Below are 15,082 nucleotides of genomic sequence, written 5' to 3'. Positions count from 1 at the left end.
GGATGATGCTACTACCACTTAGCGTCAGAGTGACGATTTCTCGTGCTGCGAGCCGGGCCGGAATCGCCCGGGGGTCCCCCGGATGGCAGCATGGGGCTGAAGAGGCGTGGACGGACTGCGCAGCGAGGAGGATCCGGCGGTGAGTGTCGCGCCCGTGGAGATCGAGCGCCCGGAGGTCGAAGGACTACCGGTGGTGGAGCCGGACACGCCCTGGGTGACCATCGTGCACAACGACCCGGTGAACCTGATGAGCTACGTCCAGTACGTCTTCCAGGCCTACTTCGGCTACCCGAAGGACAAGGCCAGGAAGCTGATGATGGAGGTGCACACCAAGGGCCGGACGGTGGTCTCCAGCGGCTCCCGCGAGGAGATGGAGCGCGACGTCCAGGCGATGCACGGCTACGGCCTCTGGGCGACGCTGCAGCACGACTGACCGCAGCACGACTGACCGCGGCACGACTGACCGCAGTGCGGACCGCGGCGCGACCGGCCGCGGAGCCGGTACCCCACCCGAGACGACGAAGACGGGCTGACCGATAGACATGGCTGGGTTGTTCGAGAGTGCCGGCGGCGGGAGCGCGGCGATCGCGCTGGACGAGGTGGAGGCCTCCATCCTGCGCTCCCTGGAGGTGGGGATCCTGCAGCTGATCGGGCCCGGCCCGGGCGGGGACGGCGGCGATCCGTTGGCCGCGCTGTTCGCCGAGGGCCCGACCGAGGCGCCGGCCAACCCGATGCTCGCCCGGCTCTTCCCGGACGCCTACGGCGACCCGGCCGGGCCGGAGAACGAGGAGAGCCGGGCCGCCTCGGGCGAGTTCCGCCGCTACACCGAGGTGGACCTGCGGACCCGCAAGCGCGAGGACGCCCTGCACGTCGTCCGGATGCTCGACCGGCTCGGCGGTGAGGGCGGGGTGGTCAAGCTGGACCCCGCCGACGGCCTGCGCTGGCTGGGCGCGCTCAACGACCTGCGGCTGACCCTGGGCGTCCAGCTGGAGGTCAGCGAGGACGACGAGGAGCTCTACGAGCTGCCGGACGAGGACGACCGCAAGCCGCTGGTGATGGCGTACGTCTGGCTGGGAGCGCTCCAGGAGACGCTCCTGGAGGCGATCGCGGACTGATCGTGCCCGCTTCCGGGCAGGCCCCGGTCGATTCGTCCAATATGTGGACGGACGGCCGGGGCATTTCTCTTTAAATCGGGCAAAACATAGCAGGTCATGCTCAAATAACGCTCAGATGAACACCGCTATCCGAACCCTGCGTGGTACGACTTCTCCACCCCACGAGACCCACCCAGGACGGTGCACCATGGCCGAGCAGCTGTACGACGACGTGGTCGACGCGAAACCGGACGAGGAGGGCTATCACCGGGGGCTGGGAAGCCGCCAGATCCAGATGATCGCGATCGGCGGTGCCATCGGCACCGGCCTCTTCCTCGGCGCGGGCACCGCGATCTCCCGGTCCGGCCCGAGCCTGATCCTCTCCTACGCCGTCGCCGGCGTGGCGATCTTCGTGATCATGCGCGCCCTCGGCGAACTCCTCACCTACCGCCCGGTCTCCGGCAGCTTCGCCGAGTACGCACGCGAGTTCCTCGGCCCCTTCGCCGGCTACGTGACCGGCTGGACGTACTGGCTGTTCTGGGTGGTCACCGGCATGGCGGAGACCACCGCCGCCGCCGTGTACGTGAGGTTCTGGGCGCCCGACATCCCGCAGTGGGCCAGTGCGCTGACCTTCCTGGTGATCCTCTACGCGGCCAACCTGATCTCGGTGAAGCTGTTCGGCGAGATCGAGTTCTGGTTCTCGATGGTCAAGGTCACCGCCATCATCGGCATGATCCTGATCGGCATCGGGGTGCTCACCCTCGGCTTCAGCAAGGCCGGTGACACCGCGTCGATCACCCACCTGTGGCAGGACGGCGGCTTCTTCCCCAAGGGCATCGGCGCCACCGTGATGACGCTGCAGATCGTCATGTTCGCCTACCTGGGCGTCGAACTCGTCGGCGTCACCGCCGGGGAGAGCGAGAACCCCGAGAAGACCCTGCCGCGCGCCATCAACACCCTGCCCTGGCGCATCATGCTGTTCTACATCGGCGCGCTGGTGATCATCCTCTCGCTCGTGCCGTGGACCGAGTTCCAGCCCGGCGTCAGCCCGTTCGTGGCCGCCTTCGGCAAGATCGGCATCCCGGCCGCGGCCGGCATCATCAACTTCGTGGTGCTCACCGCCGCGCTCTCCTCCTGCAACTCCGGCATGTACTCCACCGGCCGGATGCTGCGCGACCTCGCCCTGCGCGGCCAGGCCCCGGGGCAGCTCACCAAGCTCAACACCCACCGCACCCCGGCCTTCGCGATCACCCTCTCCTGCCTGCTGATGGGCGTCGGCGTGGTACTCAACTACCTCGTCCCGGCCAAGGCGTTCGAGTACATCACCTCCGTCGCCACCGTCTGCGGCCTGTGGACCTGGGCGATGATCCTGATCTGCCAGATCCGCTACCGCAAGGCCTGGCGGGCCGGCCACCTGCCGCCGCCCACCTTCAAGGCGCCCGGCGGCGCCTGGACCAGCTGGACCGCGCTCGCCTTCCTCGCCCTGGTCGTGGTGCTGATCGCGTTCGACGCGGACAACCGGATCTCGCTGTACGTCTTCCCGGGCTGGGCCGTCCTGCTGGTGATCGGCTACCAGGTGCTCAAGCGCCGCAACCCGAGGGCCGCCCACGGCGTCGCCCACGACCACCTGCACGTGCGCAACGGCGGCTGAACCGCCGGGACCTGGCCGCCGCGCCCAGGTGGCGGACACCCGGTGACCGCGCTCCGGACGGCCCGGCGGACACCCGCCGGGGCGTGGCTATCCTGACCGCATGCTGACCATCACCCGAGAACTCCGCGACCGGATCGTGGCCCACGCCCGCGCCGACCACCCGGACGAGGCCTGCGGCGTGGTCGCCGGACCGGCCGGCAGCGGACGGCCCGAGCGGTTCGTCCCGATGCTCAACGCGGCCCGCTCGCCCACCTTCTACGAGTTCGACTCGGGCGACCTGCTCAAGCTCTACCGCGAGATGGACGACCGCGACGAGGAGCCGGTGATCGTCTACCACTCGCACACCGCCACCGAGGCCTACCCCTCGCGCACCGACGTGAGCTACGCCTCCGAGCCGTTCGCCCACTACGTCCTGGTCTCCACCGCCGACGGCAACGGCGAGGACGACCCGTTCCAGTTCCGCTCGTTCCGCATCGTGGACGGCGAGATCACAGAGGAAGACGTCCAGGTCGTCGAGGCCCACCCGGCCTGACCAGCACCCACCTGGGCGCGGCCCGCCGACCGCCCGCGAGCGGTCGGCGGGCCCGTGTCGTCTCAGCCCGAGAAACGGGAACATCCGGATCCCGAGACGGGCATGGAGGAGCGGGCCGGGGAATCTATACGATGAGCCCATGCGTTCCGTCGATGTGAGCAACCAGGCCCCGGGCACCCGCCTCGTGGCGCGCCTGCACGTCGACCTGTGCCGGCTCGCCAGTGCGATCTGTCCCGGCACGCCCGCGCGTTCGCGCTGAGCCGCCCGCCCCACCCGGTGCCCACCGCCTGCCGGCGACGCCGAGCCCCGGGACCACCCTCCCCGCCGTGCCCGCCGCGGCCCACCCACCTCACGACTCGCACAGGAGCGCACCCATGGCCATCGAGGTCCGCATCCCGACCATCCTCCGCACCTACACCGACGGCGCCAAGGCCGTCGAGGGCACCGGCAGCAACCTCGGGGAGCTCTTCGCCGACCTCGACGCCCGCCACCCGGGCATCGCCGCCCGCCTGGTCGAGGGCGGTGAGCTGCGCCGCTTCGTCAACGTCTACCTGAACGACGAGGACGTCCGCTTCCTGGAGGGCATCTCCACCGCCCTCGCCGACGGCGACAGCGTCACCATCCTGCCCGCCGTGGCCGGCGGAGCCCGCTGACCTCCCGCCCTCCCGTCCGCCCAGCGGCGGGCGGGAGGGCGCCCTTCCGCACCCCCACCGCCGTGGCCGGAGGCCTCCCTTGCGTTACGACAGCCCGCTCGAAGCCGTCGGCAACACCCCGCTGGTCCGCCTGCCGCGGCTGTCCGCCGCCGTCCCCGGCAACACCGACGGGCAGGTGACGCTCTGGGCCAAGCTGGAGGACCGCAACCCCACCGGCTCGATCAAGGACCGCCCGGCGCTGCACATGATCGAGCGCGCCGAGGCCGACGGCCGGCTCACCCCCGGCTGCACCATCCTGGAACCCACCAGCGGCAACACCGGCATCTCGCTCGCCATGGCCGCCAAGCTCAAGGGCTACCGGATGGTCTGCGTGATGCCCGAGAACACCAGCGAGGAACGGCGCGAACTGCTCCGCATGTGGGGCGCCGAGATCATCCCCTCGCCGGCCGCCGGCGGCTCCAACACCGCCGTCCGGATCGCCAAGGAGATCGCCGCCGAGCACCCGGACTGGGTCATGCTCTACCAGTACGGCAACCCCGACAACGCGGGCGCCCACTACGCCACCACCGGCCCCGAGATCCTCGCCGACCTGCCGACCGTCACCCACTTCGTGGCCGGCCTCGGTACCACCGGCACCCTGATGGGCGTCGGGCGCTACCTGCGCGAGAAGGTCCCCGGCGTGCGGATCGTCGCCGCCGAACCCCGCTACGACGACCTGGTGTACGGGCTGCGGAACCTCGACGAGGGCTTCGTCCCCGAGCTGTACGACGCCGCGGTGCTCACCACCCGTTTCTCGGTCGGCTCCGCGGACGCCGTCCGCCGCACCCGCGAACTCCTCCAGCAGGAGGGCATCTTCGCGGGCGTCTCGACCGGCGCGATCCTGCACGCCGCGATCGGCGTCGGCCGCAAGGCCGCGGCGGCCGGGGAGCGCGCCGACATCGTGTTCGTGGTCGCCGACGGCGGCTGGAAGTACCTGTCCACCGGCATCTACACCGCGGAGACCACCGAGGCGGCCGTCGAGGCGCTGCAGGGGCAGCTCTGGGCCTGAGAGCCCCAGCGGTGCTGGAGGGCCAGCTCCGGGCCTAGCCGCGTTGCAGGGCCTGCTGCGCGCGGGACCAGACCTGCCGGTCCACCGTGCCGGCCCGGCGGCGGAAGGCCGACAGCGGCACCTCGCGCAGCTCGTCGGTCTCCAGCCAACTGGTGCGGCCCTGCCGGTCGCCCACCGAGGCGGGCGGCAGCGGCAGCACGCCCGGGCGTTCGGCGTGGTGCTTGCTGGTGATCTTCGCGACGGTCGCGGTGCGGCGGTGCACCCGCAGCACCAGGCACGGGCGGTCCTTCGACCCCGGGCCGTCCTCGAACGGGACCTCCGCCCACCAGATCTCCTGCGGCTGCGGCCCCGGACGGCCCTTGGCCGCCGGGCGCGGGCGCGGAGCCGTCGGACCGGCCGGTCGCGGCGCCGGGCGGGTGCGCCGGACCAGCGCCCCCACGACGGCGGCCAGCAGCGCGACGCCCGCCACCGCCAGGACCACCCAGACCCCGGTCGAACTGTTCATGGCGCGAACCGTACCGGGCCCATGGCGGCCCCCACCACCGTGAGTGCCCGGACGGCCGGGCATTTGTCCGCACCACGCACCCGGTTCGTCACGGAATGACCACGGTGCCCGTTCCGTGGTGAAGAGTCGCCGACGCCCGGACAGGCTGCCTCACGTACGCCCGCCCCGCCCCTCCGGAGGTGCCTCGTGGGGAGAAGCTCCGAGCTGTGGTCCTACGCCGAGATCGCCCGCCACATCAACGTGCAGGCCGAGAGCGTCCGCAACTACCGGCGGCACGGGCTGCTGCCCGACCCGGACGTCCTCGACGCCGGCGGCCACCCCCGCTGGTACCCCGACACGATCAAGGCCTGGGCCCGCAACCGCCCCCGCCACCGCTGACCCGACGGCACCCGAACGGACGGCACCGCCCCCGCCCCGGCGTTCTGGTGATTCCAGCCACAGCCCGGCACGGGGACGGGGGCAAAGTGCCGCTCCGCCCTTACTCTCGACACGCGAAGCAGTGCTACCGGCCGGTTCCACCGGCCCGGCCTGCCGTTTTCCAGCAGCAGCCAGGACGTGTCGGGGCGGAGGGGCTCGGATGAAACTGACCGTGGTGGGGTGCTCGGGGAGCTTCCCGTCCGCCGAATCGCCCTGCTCCAGCTACCTCGTCGAGGCCGACGGCTACCGCGTCGTGCTCGACCTCGGCAACGGCGCCCTCGGCGCCCTGCAGAAGTACGTGGACATCTACGAGGTCGACGCCGTCCTGCTCAGCCACCTGCACGCCGACCACTGCGTCGACCTGTGCGCCTACTGGGTCGCCCGCAACTACCGCGCCGAGGGCTGCCCCGACCCGATGCCCGTCTACGGCCCGGCCGGCACCGCCGAACGGCTCGCCCGCGCCTACGACATGCCGGAGAACCCGGGGATGAAGGAGGTCTTCGACTTCCACACCCTCACCCCCGGGGCCTTCGACCTCGGCCCGTTCCGGATCGAGGTCGCCCAGGTCAACCACCCCGTCGACGCCTTCGCCTTCCGCCTCGAACACGACGGCCGCGCGCTCGTCTACTCCGGCGACACCGGCGAGAGCGCCGAACTCGTCGAACTCGCCCGCGACGCCGACCTCTTCCTCTGCGAGGCCGCCTACATCGACGGCCGGGACACCTACCAGGCCGTCCACCTCAACGGCCGGGAGGCGGGCGAGCACGCCGCCGCCGCCCACGTCCGCCGGCTCGTCCTCACCCACATCCCCCCGTGGACCGACGCCGAGCACAACCGCCGCGACGCCGCCGCCGCGTACCCGGGCCCCGTCGAGGTCGCCCGGGCGGGTGCGGTGTACCGGATCTGAGCGGGCGGGCGGGCGGGCCGGTCGGCTCGGCGTCGGTCGTCTCAACGCCGGCCGGGGAGCGGCAGGCCGAGGTGGTCGCGCAGGGTCGTCCCGCTGTAGTCGGTGCGGAACACCCCGCGCTCCTGGAGCAGCGGCACCACGCGGTCGACGAACGCGTCCAGGCCGCCCGGGGTCAGGTGGGGGACGAGGATGAAGCCGTCGGCCGCGTCGTTCTGCACGAAGAAGTCGATCCGCTCGGCGACCGTCGCGGGGGAGCCGATGAAGGACTGCCGGCCGGTCACCTCGATCACCAGCTCGCGGCTGGTGAGCTGCTTCTCGGTGGCCAGCGCCCGCCAGCGGGCGGCGACGGCCGACGGGTCGCCGATCCGGACCCGGCCCTGGGCCAGGGCGCTGTCCGGGTCGGGGTCGACGGCGGGCAGCGGACCGTCCGGGTCGTGGTCGGACAGGTCGATGCCCCAGACCTGTTCCAGGAAGGCGATCGTGGTCTGCGGCCCGACCTGGGCCCGGCGGACCTCGGCGGCGAGTTCGGCGGCCTCGGCGTCGGTGTCGCCGAGGGCGAAGGTGACGCCGGGCATGATCTTCAGCTCGTCCGGCTTGCGGCCGTACGCGGCGAGCCGGCGCTTGACGTCCGCGTGGAAGGCCTGGCCGTCGGCGAGGGTGGAGTGCCGGCTGAAGACGACGTCGGCGGTCGCGGCGGCGAACTCCCGGCCCTCGTCGGAGTCCCCGGCCTGGATGACCACCGGGTGGCCCTGCGGCGGGCGGGGCAGCGAGAGCCGGCCCTCGACCTCGAACTGCGGGCCGCTGTGCCGGACGGTCTCCGCTCCGCCGTCCCAGAACTCCCGGGCGAGCTGCACGAATTCGGCGGCCCGGGTGTAGCGGTCGGCGCGGTCGAGGTAGCCGCCGCGGCGGAAGTTCTCCCCGGTGAAGGCGTCCGAGGAGGTGACCACGTTCCAGGCCGCGCGCCCACCGGAGAGGTGGTCCAACGAGGCGAACCGGCGGGCCAGTTCGTACGGTTCGTTGAAGGTGGCGTTGACGGTGCCGGCCAGCCCGAGGCGGGTGGTGACGGCGGCCAGCGCGTTCAGCACGGTGATCGACTCGGGGCGGCCGACCACGTCCAGGTCGTGGATGCGGCCCTTGTTCTCGCGCAGCCGCAGGCCCTCGGCGAGGAAGAAGAAGTCGAACTTCCCGCGCTCGGCGGTCTCGGCGAGGTGGCGGAAGGAGTCGAATTCGATGTGGCTGCCGGAGTCCGGGTCGCTCCACACCGTGGTGTTGTTGACGCCGGGGAAGTGCGCGGCGAGGTGGATCTGCTTGAGCGGGCGGTCCGTCATCGGGTCACCTCGGCGAGAGCGGCGGCGGACGGGGTGGCGGTGGCGTCGGTGTTGGTGGCGGCGTCGGTGGCGTAGCGGCTGGCCGGGCGGGCCAGGCCGAGGTGGTCGCGCAGGGTGCGACCGGCCGCGTACCCGGCGCGGAACAGCCCCTGGGCGCGCAGCACCGGGACGACCCGTTCGGCGAGGGCGGCCAGGTCCCGTTCGGGCTCGGCGGGGACGAGGTGGAAGCCGTCGACGCCGGTGCCGATCGCGGCGAGGTCGGCGAGCAGGCGGTCGGCCGCGGCGTCGTCGGGCAGGGAGGCGTCGGTCCGGGCGAGGATGCGCAGGTGCTCGCCGGCGCGCAGCCGCAGTTCGGTGGCGGCGGCCAGCCGGGCGGCGTGGTCGGGGGCGTCCAGCAGGACGACGTCGGCGTACCGGATCGCCGCCGCGACCCGGGCGCGACCGCCGGGGGAGGCGTACGGGGCGAGGTCGACGGCGGACACCGGGACGGCGACGACCGGGCGGCCCTGCGGCGGGCGCGGGGTGATCGACGGCCCGCGGACGGAGAAGTGCGGGCCCTCGAAGTCGACGTAGTGCAGCTTGTCGCGGTCGATGAACCGCCCGGTGGCGGTGTCGCGGATCTCCGCGTCGTCCTCCCAGCTGTCCCAGAGCCGGGCGGCGACCTCGACGGCGTCGGCGGCCTCGGCCCAGAGCGCGTCCGCGGGGGCGGTCGGGCGGCGGCCGAAGGCCTTGGCCTCGGCCTCGGTGGCGGAGACGCCGACCAGCCAGCCGGCCCGGCCCCGGCTCACCCAGTCCAGGGTGTTGACCGCGATCGAGGTGTGGAACGGCTCGGTGTGGGTGGTCGTGACGGTGGGCACCAGTCCGACCCGCTCGGTCAGCGGGGCGATCCGGGCGAGGGTGGCGAGGGCGTCGGGGCGGTGCGGTTCGGGGGTGAAGGAGTCGTCGAGGGTGACGAAGTCGAGGGTGGCCCGCTCGGCGAGGCGGGCGAGGGCGGCGTAGTGCCCGGCGTCGACGTGGCCGGGGCTGTCCAGGGCGGCGGAGAGGTGCAGTTGGCGGGGCATGCTGAGGCCTGACTTTCCTCGTGCGGACGCGTGCGGGCGACGCCGGCGAACGCGCACAGGGGGTGTGCGGGTGCGTACGGCCGCGCGCGGGTGCGCGGTGGCGGCCCGGAGGCGGGCGGGGCCCGTGCGGGCGGGAGGGGAGGAACGGCGCCGGGCGGGAGGTCAGCCGGGCGGCGGGGGGAACGGTCGGCTCAGCCGCGACACGCCGCGGACCACACGCGACCGAAGTCGATGTGGCTGCGGGTCACCAGCGGGCAGGACGCGTTCACGGCTTCAGTTGACCAGTGCCTCCGCCGGTTCGTCAACCGCCGTTCCCGCCGCCCCGGGGCGGGACGCACGACGACCCCGCCCCGCCGCTGGGGGAGCAGCGGCGGGGCGGGGTCGTGGAGTGCGGACGGGCGGGGCCTCAGGCCTTGGTCACGTCCTCGATCTCGTCGTCGTCCTCGCGACCGGGGGTCTTGAGGTTGAACTTGGTGATCGCGAAGCGGAAGAGGAAGTAGTACAGCGCACCGAAGACCAGGCCGATCGGGATGATCAGCCACGGCTTGGTGGCCAGGTTCCAGTTGAACCCGTAGTCGATCAGGCCGGCCGAGAAGCCGAAGCCGTCGTGCACGCCCAGGCCCCAGGTGACGGCCATCGAGAGGCCGGTGAGCACCGCGTGGATCAGGTAGAGGACCGGGGCGATGAACATGAAGGAGAACTCGATCGGCTCGGTGACACCGGTCACGAAGCTGGTCAGTGCGACGGAGATCATCATGCCGAGCACGGCCTTGCGGCGCTCGGGGCGCGCGGCGTGGGCGATCGCGATGGCGGCGGCGGGGAGGCCGAACATCATGATCGGGAAGAAGCCGGACATGAACTGGCCGGCGGTCGGGTCACCGTGGAAGAAGCGCGGGATGTCGCCGGTCCAGGTGTGGCCGGTGGGGTCGGTGAAGCTGCCGACCTGCTGCTGGAAGAAGGTGTTCAGGAACTGGTGCATGCCGACCGGGATCAGCGCGCGGTTGGCGACACCGTAGACGCCGGCGCCGACGCTGCCGAGGCCGGTCAGCCAGTCGCTGGCGTGGGTCAGGCCGGTGCCGATCGGGCCCCAGACGAGGCCCATGACGACGCCGAGCAGGGTGCCGAGGAAGGCCATGATGATCGGGACGAGGCGGCGGCCGTTGAAGAAGCCGAGCCAGTCGACGAGCTTCTTGCGGTGGTACTTCTGCCAGATCACGGCGCTGAGCAGGCCGACCACGATGCCGCCGAAGACCCCGGGGTTCTGGGGCTTTCCTTCCGGCAGCGCCGCGGTGATGCTCCCGTCCACCGGGAAGACGGTCAGCACGTTGTGGAAGACCAGGTAGCCGACCAGGGCGGCCAGCGCGGTCGAGCCGTCGGCCTTCTTGGCGAAGCCGATGGCGACACCGACGCAGAACAGCAGCGGCAGGTTGCTGAACACGGCGTCACCGGCGGTGGCGAAGACCTGGGCGACCTTTCCCCAGCCGAGCCAGTCCTTGCCGAAGACGTCGTCCTGGCCGAGGCGGAGCAGGATGCCTGCGGCCGGGAGGACGGCGACCGGCAGCTGGAGGCTGCGGCCGATCTTCTGCAGGCCCTGGAGGAGGTTCTGGCCGAACTTCTTGACGGGGCTTGGCGTGGCCGGAGCCGTGGCGGGCGCCGGTGCCTGCGCTGACTGACTCATTGGGGTGGGTTCCTAACGGCATGGCGGTCGGGGGAGGGGCACAGGGGGCCGAACCGCGAACTGGTCTACACCACGTGTGGTGTAGACCAGTTTTGTAGCACGGGTGGAGAAGGGGGGGAACCCCGGAAAGCGCCCCTGCCGGGAAGCGCTATGAAATCGAAACCTAGTTGCGGAACGACGATCATGATTACCCGCCGTGATTGGGATTTTGGCTATTTGCGCAACAAAAAGACCCGGCCCCGTCAGGAGGCCCCGCCGAGGCCTCGTCAGGGGTCCGCCGCGGGCCCGGCGGTGCGCGGACGGGGGTCGGGTCGGCGGGGTTCACCGGCGGACGCGACGGTGTCCGGGCGGAGGCGGCCTCCGGAACTCCGGTGTCCGCTGCCGGGGTCCGGTCCGGGTGCGGTGGGCGGCGGGGAAGGGGCCCACCGGGGTGTCGGACATCACGGACGGCCGGCGGTCGGGAGAAGTCCGGGCCCCACCCCGTCCGGCTTCGGCCAATCCGCGGCTTTCCGACCCCCGCGGCGCATGGTCGGGGCCGGCGGGGAAACGGTGGCGGCCGATTGCCGGCCACCGCCCGGGCCGGGCGGCGGCGGACTTTCCCCACCCCCGCGGTGCCCCCGGCCGGCGGCCCGGCGGCCGGGCGGTGCGGGTCGCCCCGGCCCCGCCCGGCACGGCTGACGGCCCGCCGGGGAATCCCCGGGGCGCATATCGGAATTGTTTTACCGCCCGGGCATTTGGTCCTTTCCGGAAATGCCGATGGCCTCCGGACCGTCGGGTCCGGAGGCCATTGCGGGTGCTGCCCGGTGACGCTCGGTTTCAGACCTTGGTGACGTCCTCGACCTCGCTCTCGTCCTCCCGCCCGGGTGTTTTCAGATTGAATTTGACGATGATGAACCGGAAGAGCGCGTAGTACACGGCGGCGAAGCAGAGCCCGATCGGGATGATCAGCCACGGCTTGGTGGCCAGCCCCCAGTTGATGACGTAGTCGATCAGGCCGGCCGAGAAGCTGAAGCCGTCGTGCACCCCGAGCCCCCAGGTGACGGCCATCGAGGCGCCGGTCAGCAGCGCGTGCACGCCGTACAGGGCCGGGGCGACGTAGGCGAAGGAGTACTCGAGCGGTTCGGTGACGCCCGTCACGAAGGAGGTCAGGCCGACCGAGAGCATCAGGCCGTAGATCTCCTTGCGGCGGTGCGGTTTCGCCGAGTGCGCGATCGCCAGTGCGGCGGCGGGCAGCGCGAACATCATGATCGGGAAGAATCCGGACTGGAACTGGCCGGCCGTCGGGTCGCCCGCGAGGAAGCGCGGGATGTCGCCGTGCGCGATGGTGCCGTCCGGCTTGATGAACTCGCCGAACTGGAACCAGACGAATGTGTTCAGCAGCTGGTGCATGCCGATCAGCAGCAGCGCGCGGTTGAACAGGCCGAAGATGCCGGCGCCGCCCGCGCCCAGGTCGGCCAGGGTCTGGCTGAAGTCGTTGAGCCCGCGGCCGATCGGCGGCCAGACCCAGAGCGCCACGCAGGCGGTGGCCAGGCCCACCACCGCGGTGATCATCGGCACCAGGCGGCGGCCGTTGAAGAAGCCCAGCCAGTCGACCAGCCTGGTGCGGTGGAAGCGGACCCAGAGCCAGGCCGACATCAGGCCGATCAGGATGCCGCCCAGGACGCCCGGGTTCTGGTACGTCGCGGCCGCCGCCTTGGCCGAGCTGTAGTCCACGCACTGGCCGGTCCAGGCGTCGGTGACCAGGACCGTCCCGTTCTTGCAGTTCTCCGGGAACGCGTGCAGGACCTTGTAGTAGACGAGGAAGCCCACCACGGCGGCCAGTGCGGTGGAACCGTCCGCCTTCTTCGCCATGCCGATCGCCACACCGACGCAGAACAGCATCGGCAGGCCGAACGAGGAGTCCAGCAGGGCGCCGCCGGCCGAGGCGAAGACCTTGGCGACGTCGGTCCAGCCGAGGCCGTCCTTGCCGAAGACGTCGGGCTGGCCGAGCCGGTTGAGGATGCCGGCCGCGGGGAGCACCGCCACCGGGAGCTGCAGGGAGCGGCCCATCTTCTGGAGGCCGCCGTAGAAGGTGTGCCACCACACGCGCTGCGGGGCCGTGGCGCCTGCCGAACTCATCCTTCGCCCTCCGAGAGCAGTTGCCGGCCGGTGGCCCCCGGCGGGACCCCCGGGCGGGGATCCGGAACACCCGGGGTCCTTTCTGCGTTCATCGGAGTACACATATATTGGTGTAGACCACTTTGGGACGCAGGCCGCACTCCGGGCACGAGCCCGCTGCTCGTCATCCTCTGGTGGCGGTCGGGACCGTGCGCGCCGGAATGGGCCAAAAGTGGATTAACGTGGCAGATCGGACCGGAGCAGGTGATGCTGGTCGCGCTGCCCGGCGGCGCGACCGCGGCTGAACCCGCGTCAGCACCGGTACCGACCACGCCGGCCACCGGTCGGCGGACACCCCAGTACAGCGCAGGACGGCACCCGGCAGAGCGGCCGGCGGGCCGAGACAGAGGGAGAAATCAGATGGCCAGCAAGGCTGAGAAGATCGTCGCCGGTCTGGGCGGCATCGACAACATCGAAGAGGTCGAGGGCTGCATCACCCGCCTTCGCACCGAGGTCAAGGACGCCTCCCTGGTCAACGAGGCCGCCCTCAAGGCCGCCGGCGCCCACGGCGTCGTCAAGATGGGCACCGCCATCCAGGTCGTCATCGGCACCGACGCCGACCCGATCGCCGCTGACATCGAGGACATGATGTGAGCTGAGCCACCGGGCTCACCCCACCCCCGGCCCGCCGCCCCACCCGGGAACGGCGGGCCGAGGCGCACCCGGGGACGGCGCCCAGCCGCACCCCGGCGGGCCGAGGCGCACCCGGAACACCCGCTCCGAGCGACTACGCTCAGTGCCTATGTCACGCATCGACGGCCGCACCCCCGACCAGCTCCGCCCCATCACCATCGAACGGGGCTGGAGCAAGCACGCCGAAGGATCCGTCCTCATCTCCTACGGCGACACCAAGGTGCTGTGCACCGCCAGCGTCACCGAGGGCGTCCCCCGCTGGCGCAAGGGCAGCGGCGAAGGCTGGGTCACCGCCGAGTACTCCATGCTCCCGCGCGCCACCAACACCCGCGGCGACCGCGAGGCCGTCAAGGGCCGCATCGGCGGCCGCACCCACGAGATCAGCCGGCTCATCGGCCGCTCGCTGCGCGCCGTCGTCGACCACCGCGCCCTCGCCGAGAACACCATCGTCCTCGACTGCGACGTCCTCCAGGCCGACGGCGGCACCCGCACCGCCGCCATCACCGGCGCCTACGTCGCCCTCGCCGACGCGGTCGCCTGGGCCCGCGACCGCAAGCTCCTGCGCGCCAAGGGCCAGCCCATCACCGGCGGCGTCAGCGCCGTCAGCGTCGGCATCATCGACGGCGCCCCGATGCTCGACCTCCAGTACGAGGAGGACGTCCGCGCCGAGACCGACATGAACATCGTCTGCACCTCCGACGGCCGCTTCGTCGAGGTCCAGGGCACCGCCGAGGGCGCCCCCTTCGACCGCGCCCTGCTCGACCGCCTGCTCGACCTCGGCACCCTGGGCTGCGCCGAGCTCGACGAGATCCAGCGCAAGGCCCTGGAGGCCTGAACCGGTTCGGCCCACGGCGCCGTGGACCCGGATGTACCCGCAGCCGTACGGGCCGCTGTACACGCCGGGCCCGAAGCCCGTACGGTTCCCGCAGCACCCCTGCTGCGGGAACCGCGCACCCCCCGGCGCGCGTCCCGTCCCACGGAACCCGCGCGCCCCACAGGAGGACCGGATGCCGTCCAGCATCGCCCGCCCCGCCGCCCTCGCCGTGGCCGGCCTGATCGCCATCCTCCCGCTCAGCATGGTCAGTTGCTCCGCAGCCCAGAAGGCGATCGACTGCGGCAACACGGCGGTCAGGATCACCGGCGACCTCGCCGACGTCACCAGCGCCTACGGCAACGCGAGCAACGACTCGGCGGCCGCCGGGAAGGCGCTGGAGAAGCTCAGGACCGACCTCAACCAGGTCGGCAAGAACTCCAAGAACACCGACGTCGCCAAGGCTGTCGCCGACCTGCAGAAGCAGGCCGACAAGGTCCAGCAGGCCGTCGACAAGAAGGAGGTCCCCGACCTCAAGCCGCTCGGCGACGCGGCCGGCAACCTCACCTCGGTCTGCACCGGCTGACGCCGGGACGGCTGCCGATAG

General features: G+C 71.9%; 17 protein-coding genes. 12 read left to right on the top strand and 5 right to left on the bottom strand.

From position 1 onward, the window contains the following. Nucleotides 1-139 precede the first annotated feature (139 nt). The 7 genes from clpS (at nucleotide 140) to AB0O19_RS16240 (ending at nucleotide 4,978) form a co-directional block, all read left to right on the top strand. Nucleotides 140-433: an ATP-dependent Clp protease adapter ClpS gene (gene clpS, locus AB0O19_RS16270; protein WP_063351371.1), complete on the top strand. Its 294-nt coding sequence runs from the start codon at nucleotides 140-142 to the stop codon at nucleotides 431-433. A gap of 109 nt (nucleotides 434-542) precedes the next feature. Next, entirely contained in the window at nucleotides 543-1,115 is a 573-nt protein-coding gene (locus AB0O19_RS16265; protein WP_363620073.1) for a DUF2017 domain-containing protein, read from the top strand. Between the two features lie 187 nt (nucleotides 1,116-1,302). After that, complete coding sequence (locus tag AB0O19_RS16260) at nucleotides 1,303-2,745, top strand: amino acid permease (RefSeq protein ID WP_363587181.1); 1,443 nt, start codon at nucleotides 1,303-1,305, stop codon at nucleotides 2,743-2,745. Nucleotides 2,746-2,845: 100 nt separating this feature from the next. Next, nucleotides 2,846-3,277, top strand: coding sequence for a M67 family metallopeptidase (locus tag AB0O19_RS16255; RefSeq protein WP_363587180.1), 432 nt, complete (start codon nucleotides 2,846-2,848; stop codon nucleotides 3,275-3,277). A 139-nt stretch (nucleotides 3,278-3,416) separates the two neighbouring features. Next, the gene (locus AB0O19_RS16250; protein ID WP_347878546.1) at nucleotides 3,417-3,536 is read left to right on the top strand and encodes a putative leader peptide; all 120 of its coding nucleotides are present in this window, start codon (nucleotides 3,417-3,419) and stop codon (nucleotides 3,534-3,536) included. Between the two features lie 115 nt (nucleotides 3,537-3,651). Further along, nucleotides 3,652-3,930 (top strand): MoaD/ThiS family protein, encoded by a 279-nt coding sequence (locus tag AB0O19_RS16245; RefSeq protein ID WP_363370276.1) that lies wholly within the window; start codon nucleotides 3,652-3,654, stop codon nucleotides 3,928-3,930. A 79-nt stretch (nucleotides 3,931-4,009) separates the two neighbouring features. After that, nucleotides 4,010-4,978 carry a cysteine synthase gene (locus AB0O19_RS16240; protein ID WP_350881189.1) on the top strand — a complete coding sequence of 323 codons (969 nt, stop codon included), beginning with the start codon at nucleotides 4,010-4,012 and terminating at the stop codon, nucleotides 4,976-4,978. A 34-nt stretch (nucleotides 4,979-5,012) separates the two neighbouring features. On the opposite strand, the gene AB0O19_RS16235 is transcribed toward AB0O19_RS16240, so the two are convergent. Continuing rightward, nucleotides 5,013-5,483 (bottom strand): type II toxin-antitoxin system PemK/MazF family toxin, encoded by a 471-nt coding sequence (locus tag AB0O19_RS16235; protein WP_363620071.1) that lies wholly within the window; start codon nucleotides 5,481-5,483, stop codon nucleotides 5,013-5,015. A gap of 186 nt (nucleotides 5,484-5,669) precedes the next feature. On the opposite strand from AB0O19_RS16235, the gene AB0O19_RS16230 reads away from it, so the two are divergent. Both AB0O19_RS16230 and AB0O19_RS16225 read left to right on the top strand, forming a co-directional pair. Further along, on the top strand, nucleotides 5,670-5,861 hold the full coding sequence (locus tag AB0O19_RS16230; RefSeq protein WP_363583755.1) for a MarR family transcriptional regulator: 192 nt from the start codon (nucleotides 5,670-5,672) through the stop codon (nucleotides 5,859-5,861). Between the two features lie 199 nt (nucleotides 5,862-6,060). Then, the gene (locus AB0O19_RS16225) at nucleotides 6,061-6,807 is read left to right on the top strand and encodes an MBL fold metallo-hydrolase (protein WP_350881195.1); all 747 of its coding nucleotides are present in this window, start codon (nucleotides 6,061-6,063) and stop codon (nucleotides 6,805-6,807) included. A gap of 41 nt (nucleotides 6,808-6,848) precedes the next feature. Here the strand turns inward: AB0O19_RS16225 and AB0O19_RS16220 are convergent, their stop codons facing one another. The 4 genes from AB0O19_RS16220 to AB0O19_RS16205 form a co-directional block, all read right to left on the bottom strand. Further along, nucleotides 6,849-8,135: an LLM class flavin-dependent oxidoreductase gene (locus AB0O19_RS16220; RefSeq protein WP_363620069.1), complete on the bottom strand. Its 1,287-nt coding sequence runs from the start codon at nucleotides 8,133-8,135 to the stop codon at nucleotides 6,849-6,851. Next, a complete protein-coding gene (locus AB0O19_RS16215; protein WP_363620067.1) occupies nucleotides 8,132-9,196 on the bottom strand; it encodes an LLM class flavin-dependent oxidoreductase in 1,065 nt (354 codons plus the stop codon). Before AB0O19_RS16215 ends, AB0O19_RS16220 begins: the two co-directional genes overlap by 4 nt. Before the next feature lie 406 nt (nucleotides 9,197-9,602). Next, a complete protein-coding gene (locus AB0O19_RS16210; RefSeq protein WP_363620065.1) occupies nucleotides 9,603-10,874 on the bottom strand; it encodes a PTS transporter subunit EIIC in 1,272 nt (423 codons plus the stop codon). An 816-nt stretch (nucleotides 10,875-11,690) separates the two neighbouring features. Beyond that, the gene (locus tag AB0O19_RS16205; RefSeq protein ID WP_363583747.1) at nucleotides 11,691-12,992 is read right to left on the bottom strand and encodes a PTS transporter subunit EIIC; all 1,302 of its coding nucleotides are present in this window, start codon (nucleotides 12,990-12,992) and stop codon (nucleotides 11,691-11,693) included. A 399-nt stretch (nucleotides 12,993-13,391) separates the two neighbouring features. On the opposite strand from AB0O19_RS16205, the gene AB0O19_RS16200 reads away from it, so the two are divergent. From AB0O19_RS16200 to AB0O19_RS16190, 3 genes are all read left to right on the top strand, one after another. Continuing rightward, complete coding sequence (locus AB0O19_RS16200) at nucleotides 13,392-13,625, top strand: PTS glucose/sucrose transporter subunit IIB (protein ID WP_063349220.1); 234 nt, start codon at nucleotides 13,392-13,394, stop codon at nucleotides 13,623-13,625. A 148-nt stretch (nucleotides 13,626-13,773) separates the two neighbouring features. After that, on the top strand, nucleotides 13,774-14,499 hold the full coding sequence (gene rph, locus AB0O19_RS16195) for a ribonuclease PH (RefSeq protein WP_363620063.1): 726 nt from the start codon (nucleotides 13,774-13,776) through the stop codon (nucleotides 14,497-14,499). A 172-nt stretch (nucleotides 14,500-14,671) separates the two neighbouring features. After that, nucleotides 14,672-15,061 (top strand): hypothetical protein, encoded by a 390-nt coding sequence (locus AB0O19_RS16190; RefSeq protein WP_363620061.1) that lies wholly within the window; start codon nucleotides 14,672-14,674, stop codon nucleotides 15,059-15,061. The last annotated feature ends 21 nt before the right edge of the window (nucleotides 15,062-15,082 follow it).

It is taken from the genome of Kitasatospora sp. NPDC091276, from assembly GCF_040684355.1.
Taxonomy (GTDB): Bacteria; Actinomycetota; Actinomycetes; order Streptomycetales; family Streptomycetaceae; genus Kitasatospora.
This window is presented reverse-complemented; position numbering and strand designations above follow the sequence as displayed.

Bases quoted from the DNA above. Each gene is read 5' to 3' on its own strand.
- AB0O19_RS16265 (WP_363620073.1), top strand. From the start codon at position 543: ATGGCTGGGTTGTTCGAGAGTGCCGGCGGCGGGAGCGCGGCGATCGCG.
- AB0O19_RS16260 (WP_363587181.1), top strand. From the start codon at position 1,303: ATGGCCGAGCAGCTGTACGACGACGTGGTCGACGCGAAACCGGACGAG.
- AB0O19_RS16255 (WP_363587180.1), top strand. From the start codon at position 2,846: ATGCTGACCATCACCCGAGAACTCCGCGACCGGATCGTGGCCCACGCC.
- AB0O19_RS16250 (WP_347878546.1), top strand. From the start codon at position 3,417: ATGCGTTCCGTCGATGTGAGCAACCAGGCCCCGGGCACCCGCCTCGTG.
- AB0O19_RS16245 (WP_363370276.1), top strand. From the start codon at position 3,652: ATGGCCATCGAGGTCCGCATCCCGACCATCCTCCGCACCTACACCGAC.
- AB0O19_RS16235 (WP_363620071.1), bottom strand. From the start codon at position 5,483: ATGAACAGTTCGACCGGGGTCTGGGTGGTCCTGGCGGTGGCGGGCGTC.
- AB0O19_RS16225 (WP_350881195.1), top strand. From the start codon at position 6,061: ATGAAACTGACCGTGGTGGGGTGCTCGGGGAGCTTCCCGTCCGCCGAA.
- AB0O19_RS16220 (WP_363620069.1), bottom strand. From the start codon at position 8,135: ATGACGGACCGCCCGCTCAAGCAGATCCACCTCGCCGCGCACTTCCCC.
- AB0O19_RS16215 (WP_363620067.1), bottom strand. From the start codon at position 9,196: ATGCCCCGCCAACTGCACCTCTCCGCCGCCCTGGACAGCCCCGGCCAC.
- AB0O19_RS16210 (WP_363620065.1), bottom strand. From the start codon at position 10,874: ATGAGTCAGTCAGCGCAGGCACCGGCGCCCGCCACGGCTCCGGCCACG.
- AB0O19_RS16205 (WP_363583747.1), bottom strand. From the start codon at position 12,992: ATGAGTTCGGCAGGCGCCACGGCCCCGCAGCGCGTGTGGTGGCACACC.
- AB0O19_RS16200 (WP_063349220.1), top strand. From the start codon at position 13,392: ATGGCCAGCAAGGCTGAGAAGATCGTCGCCGGTCTGGGCGGCATCGAC.
- rph (WP_363620063.1), top strand. From the start codon at position 13,774: ATGTCACGCATCGACGGCCGCACCCCCGACCAGCTCCGCCCCATCACC.
- AB0O19_RS16190 (WP_363620061.1), top strand. From the start codon at position 14,672: ATGCCGTCCAGCATCGCCCGCCCCGCCGCCCTCGCCGTGGCCGGCCTG.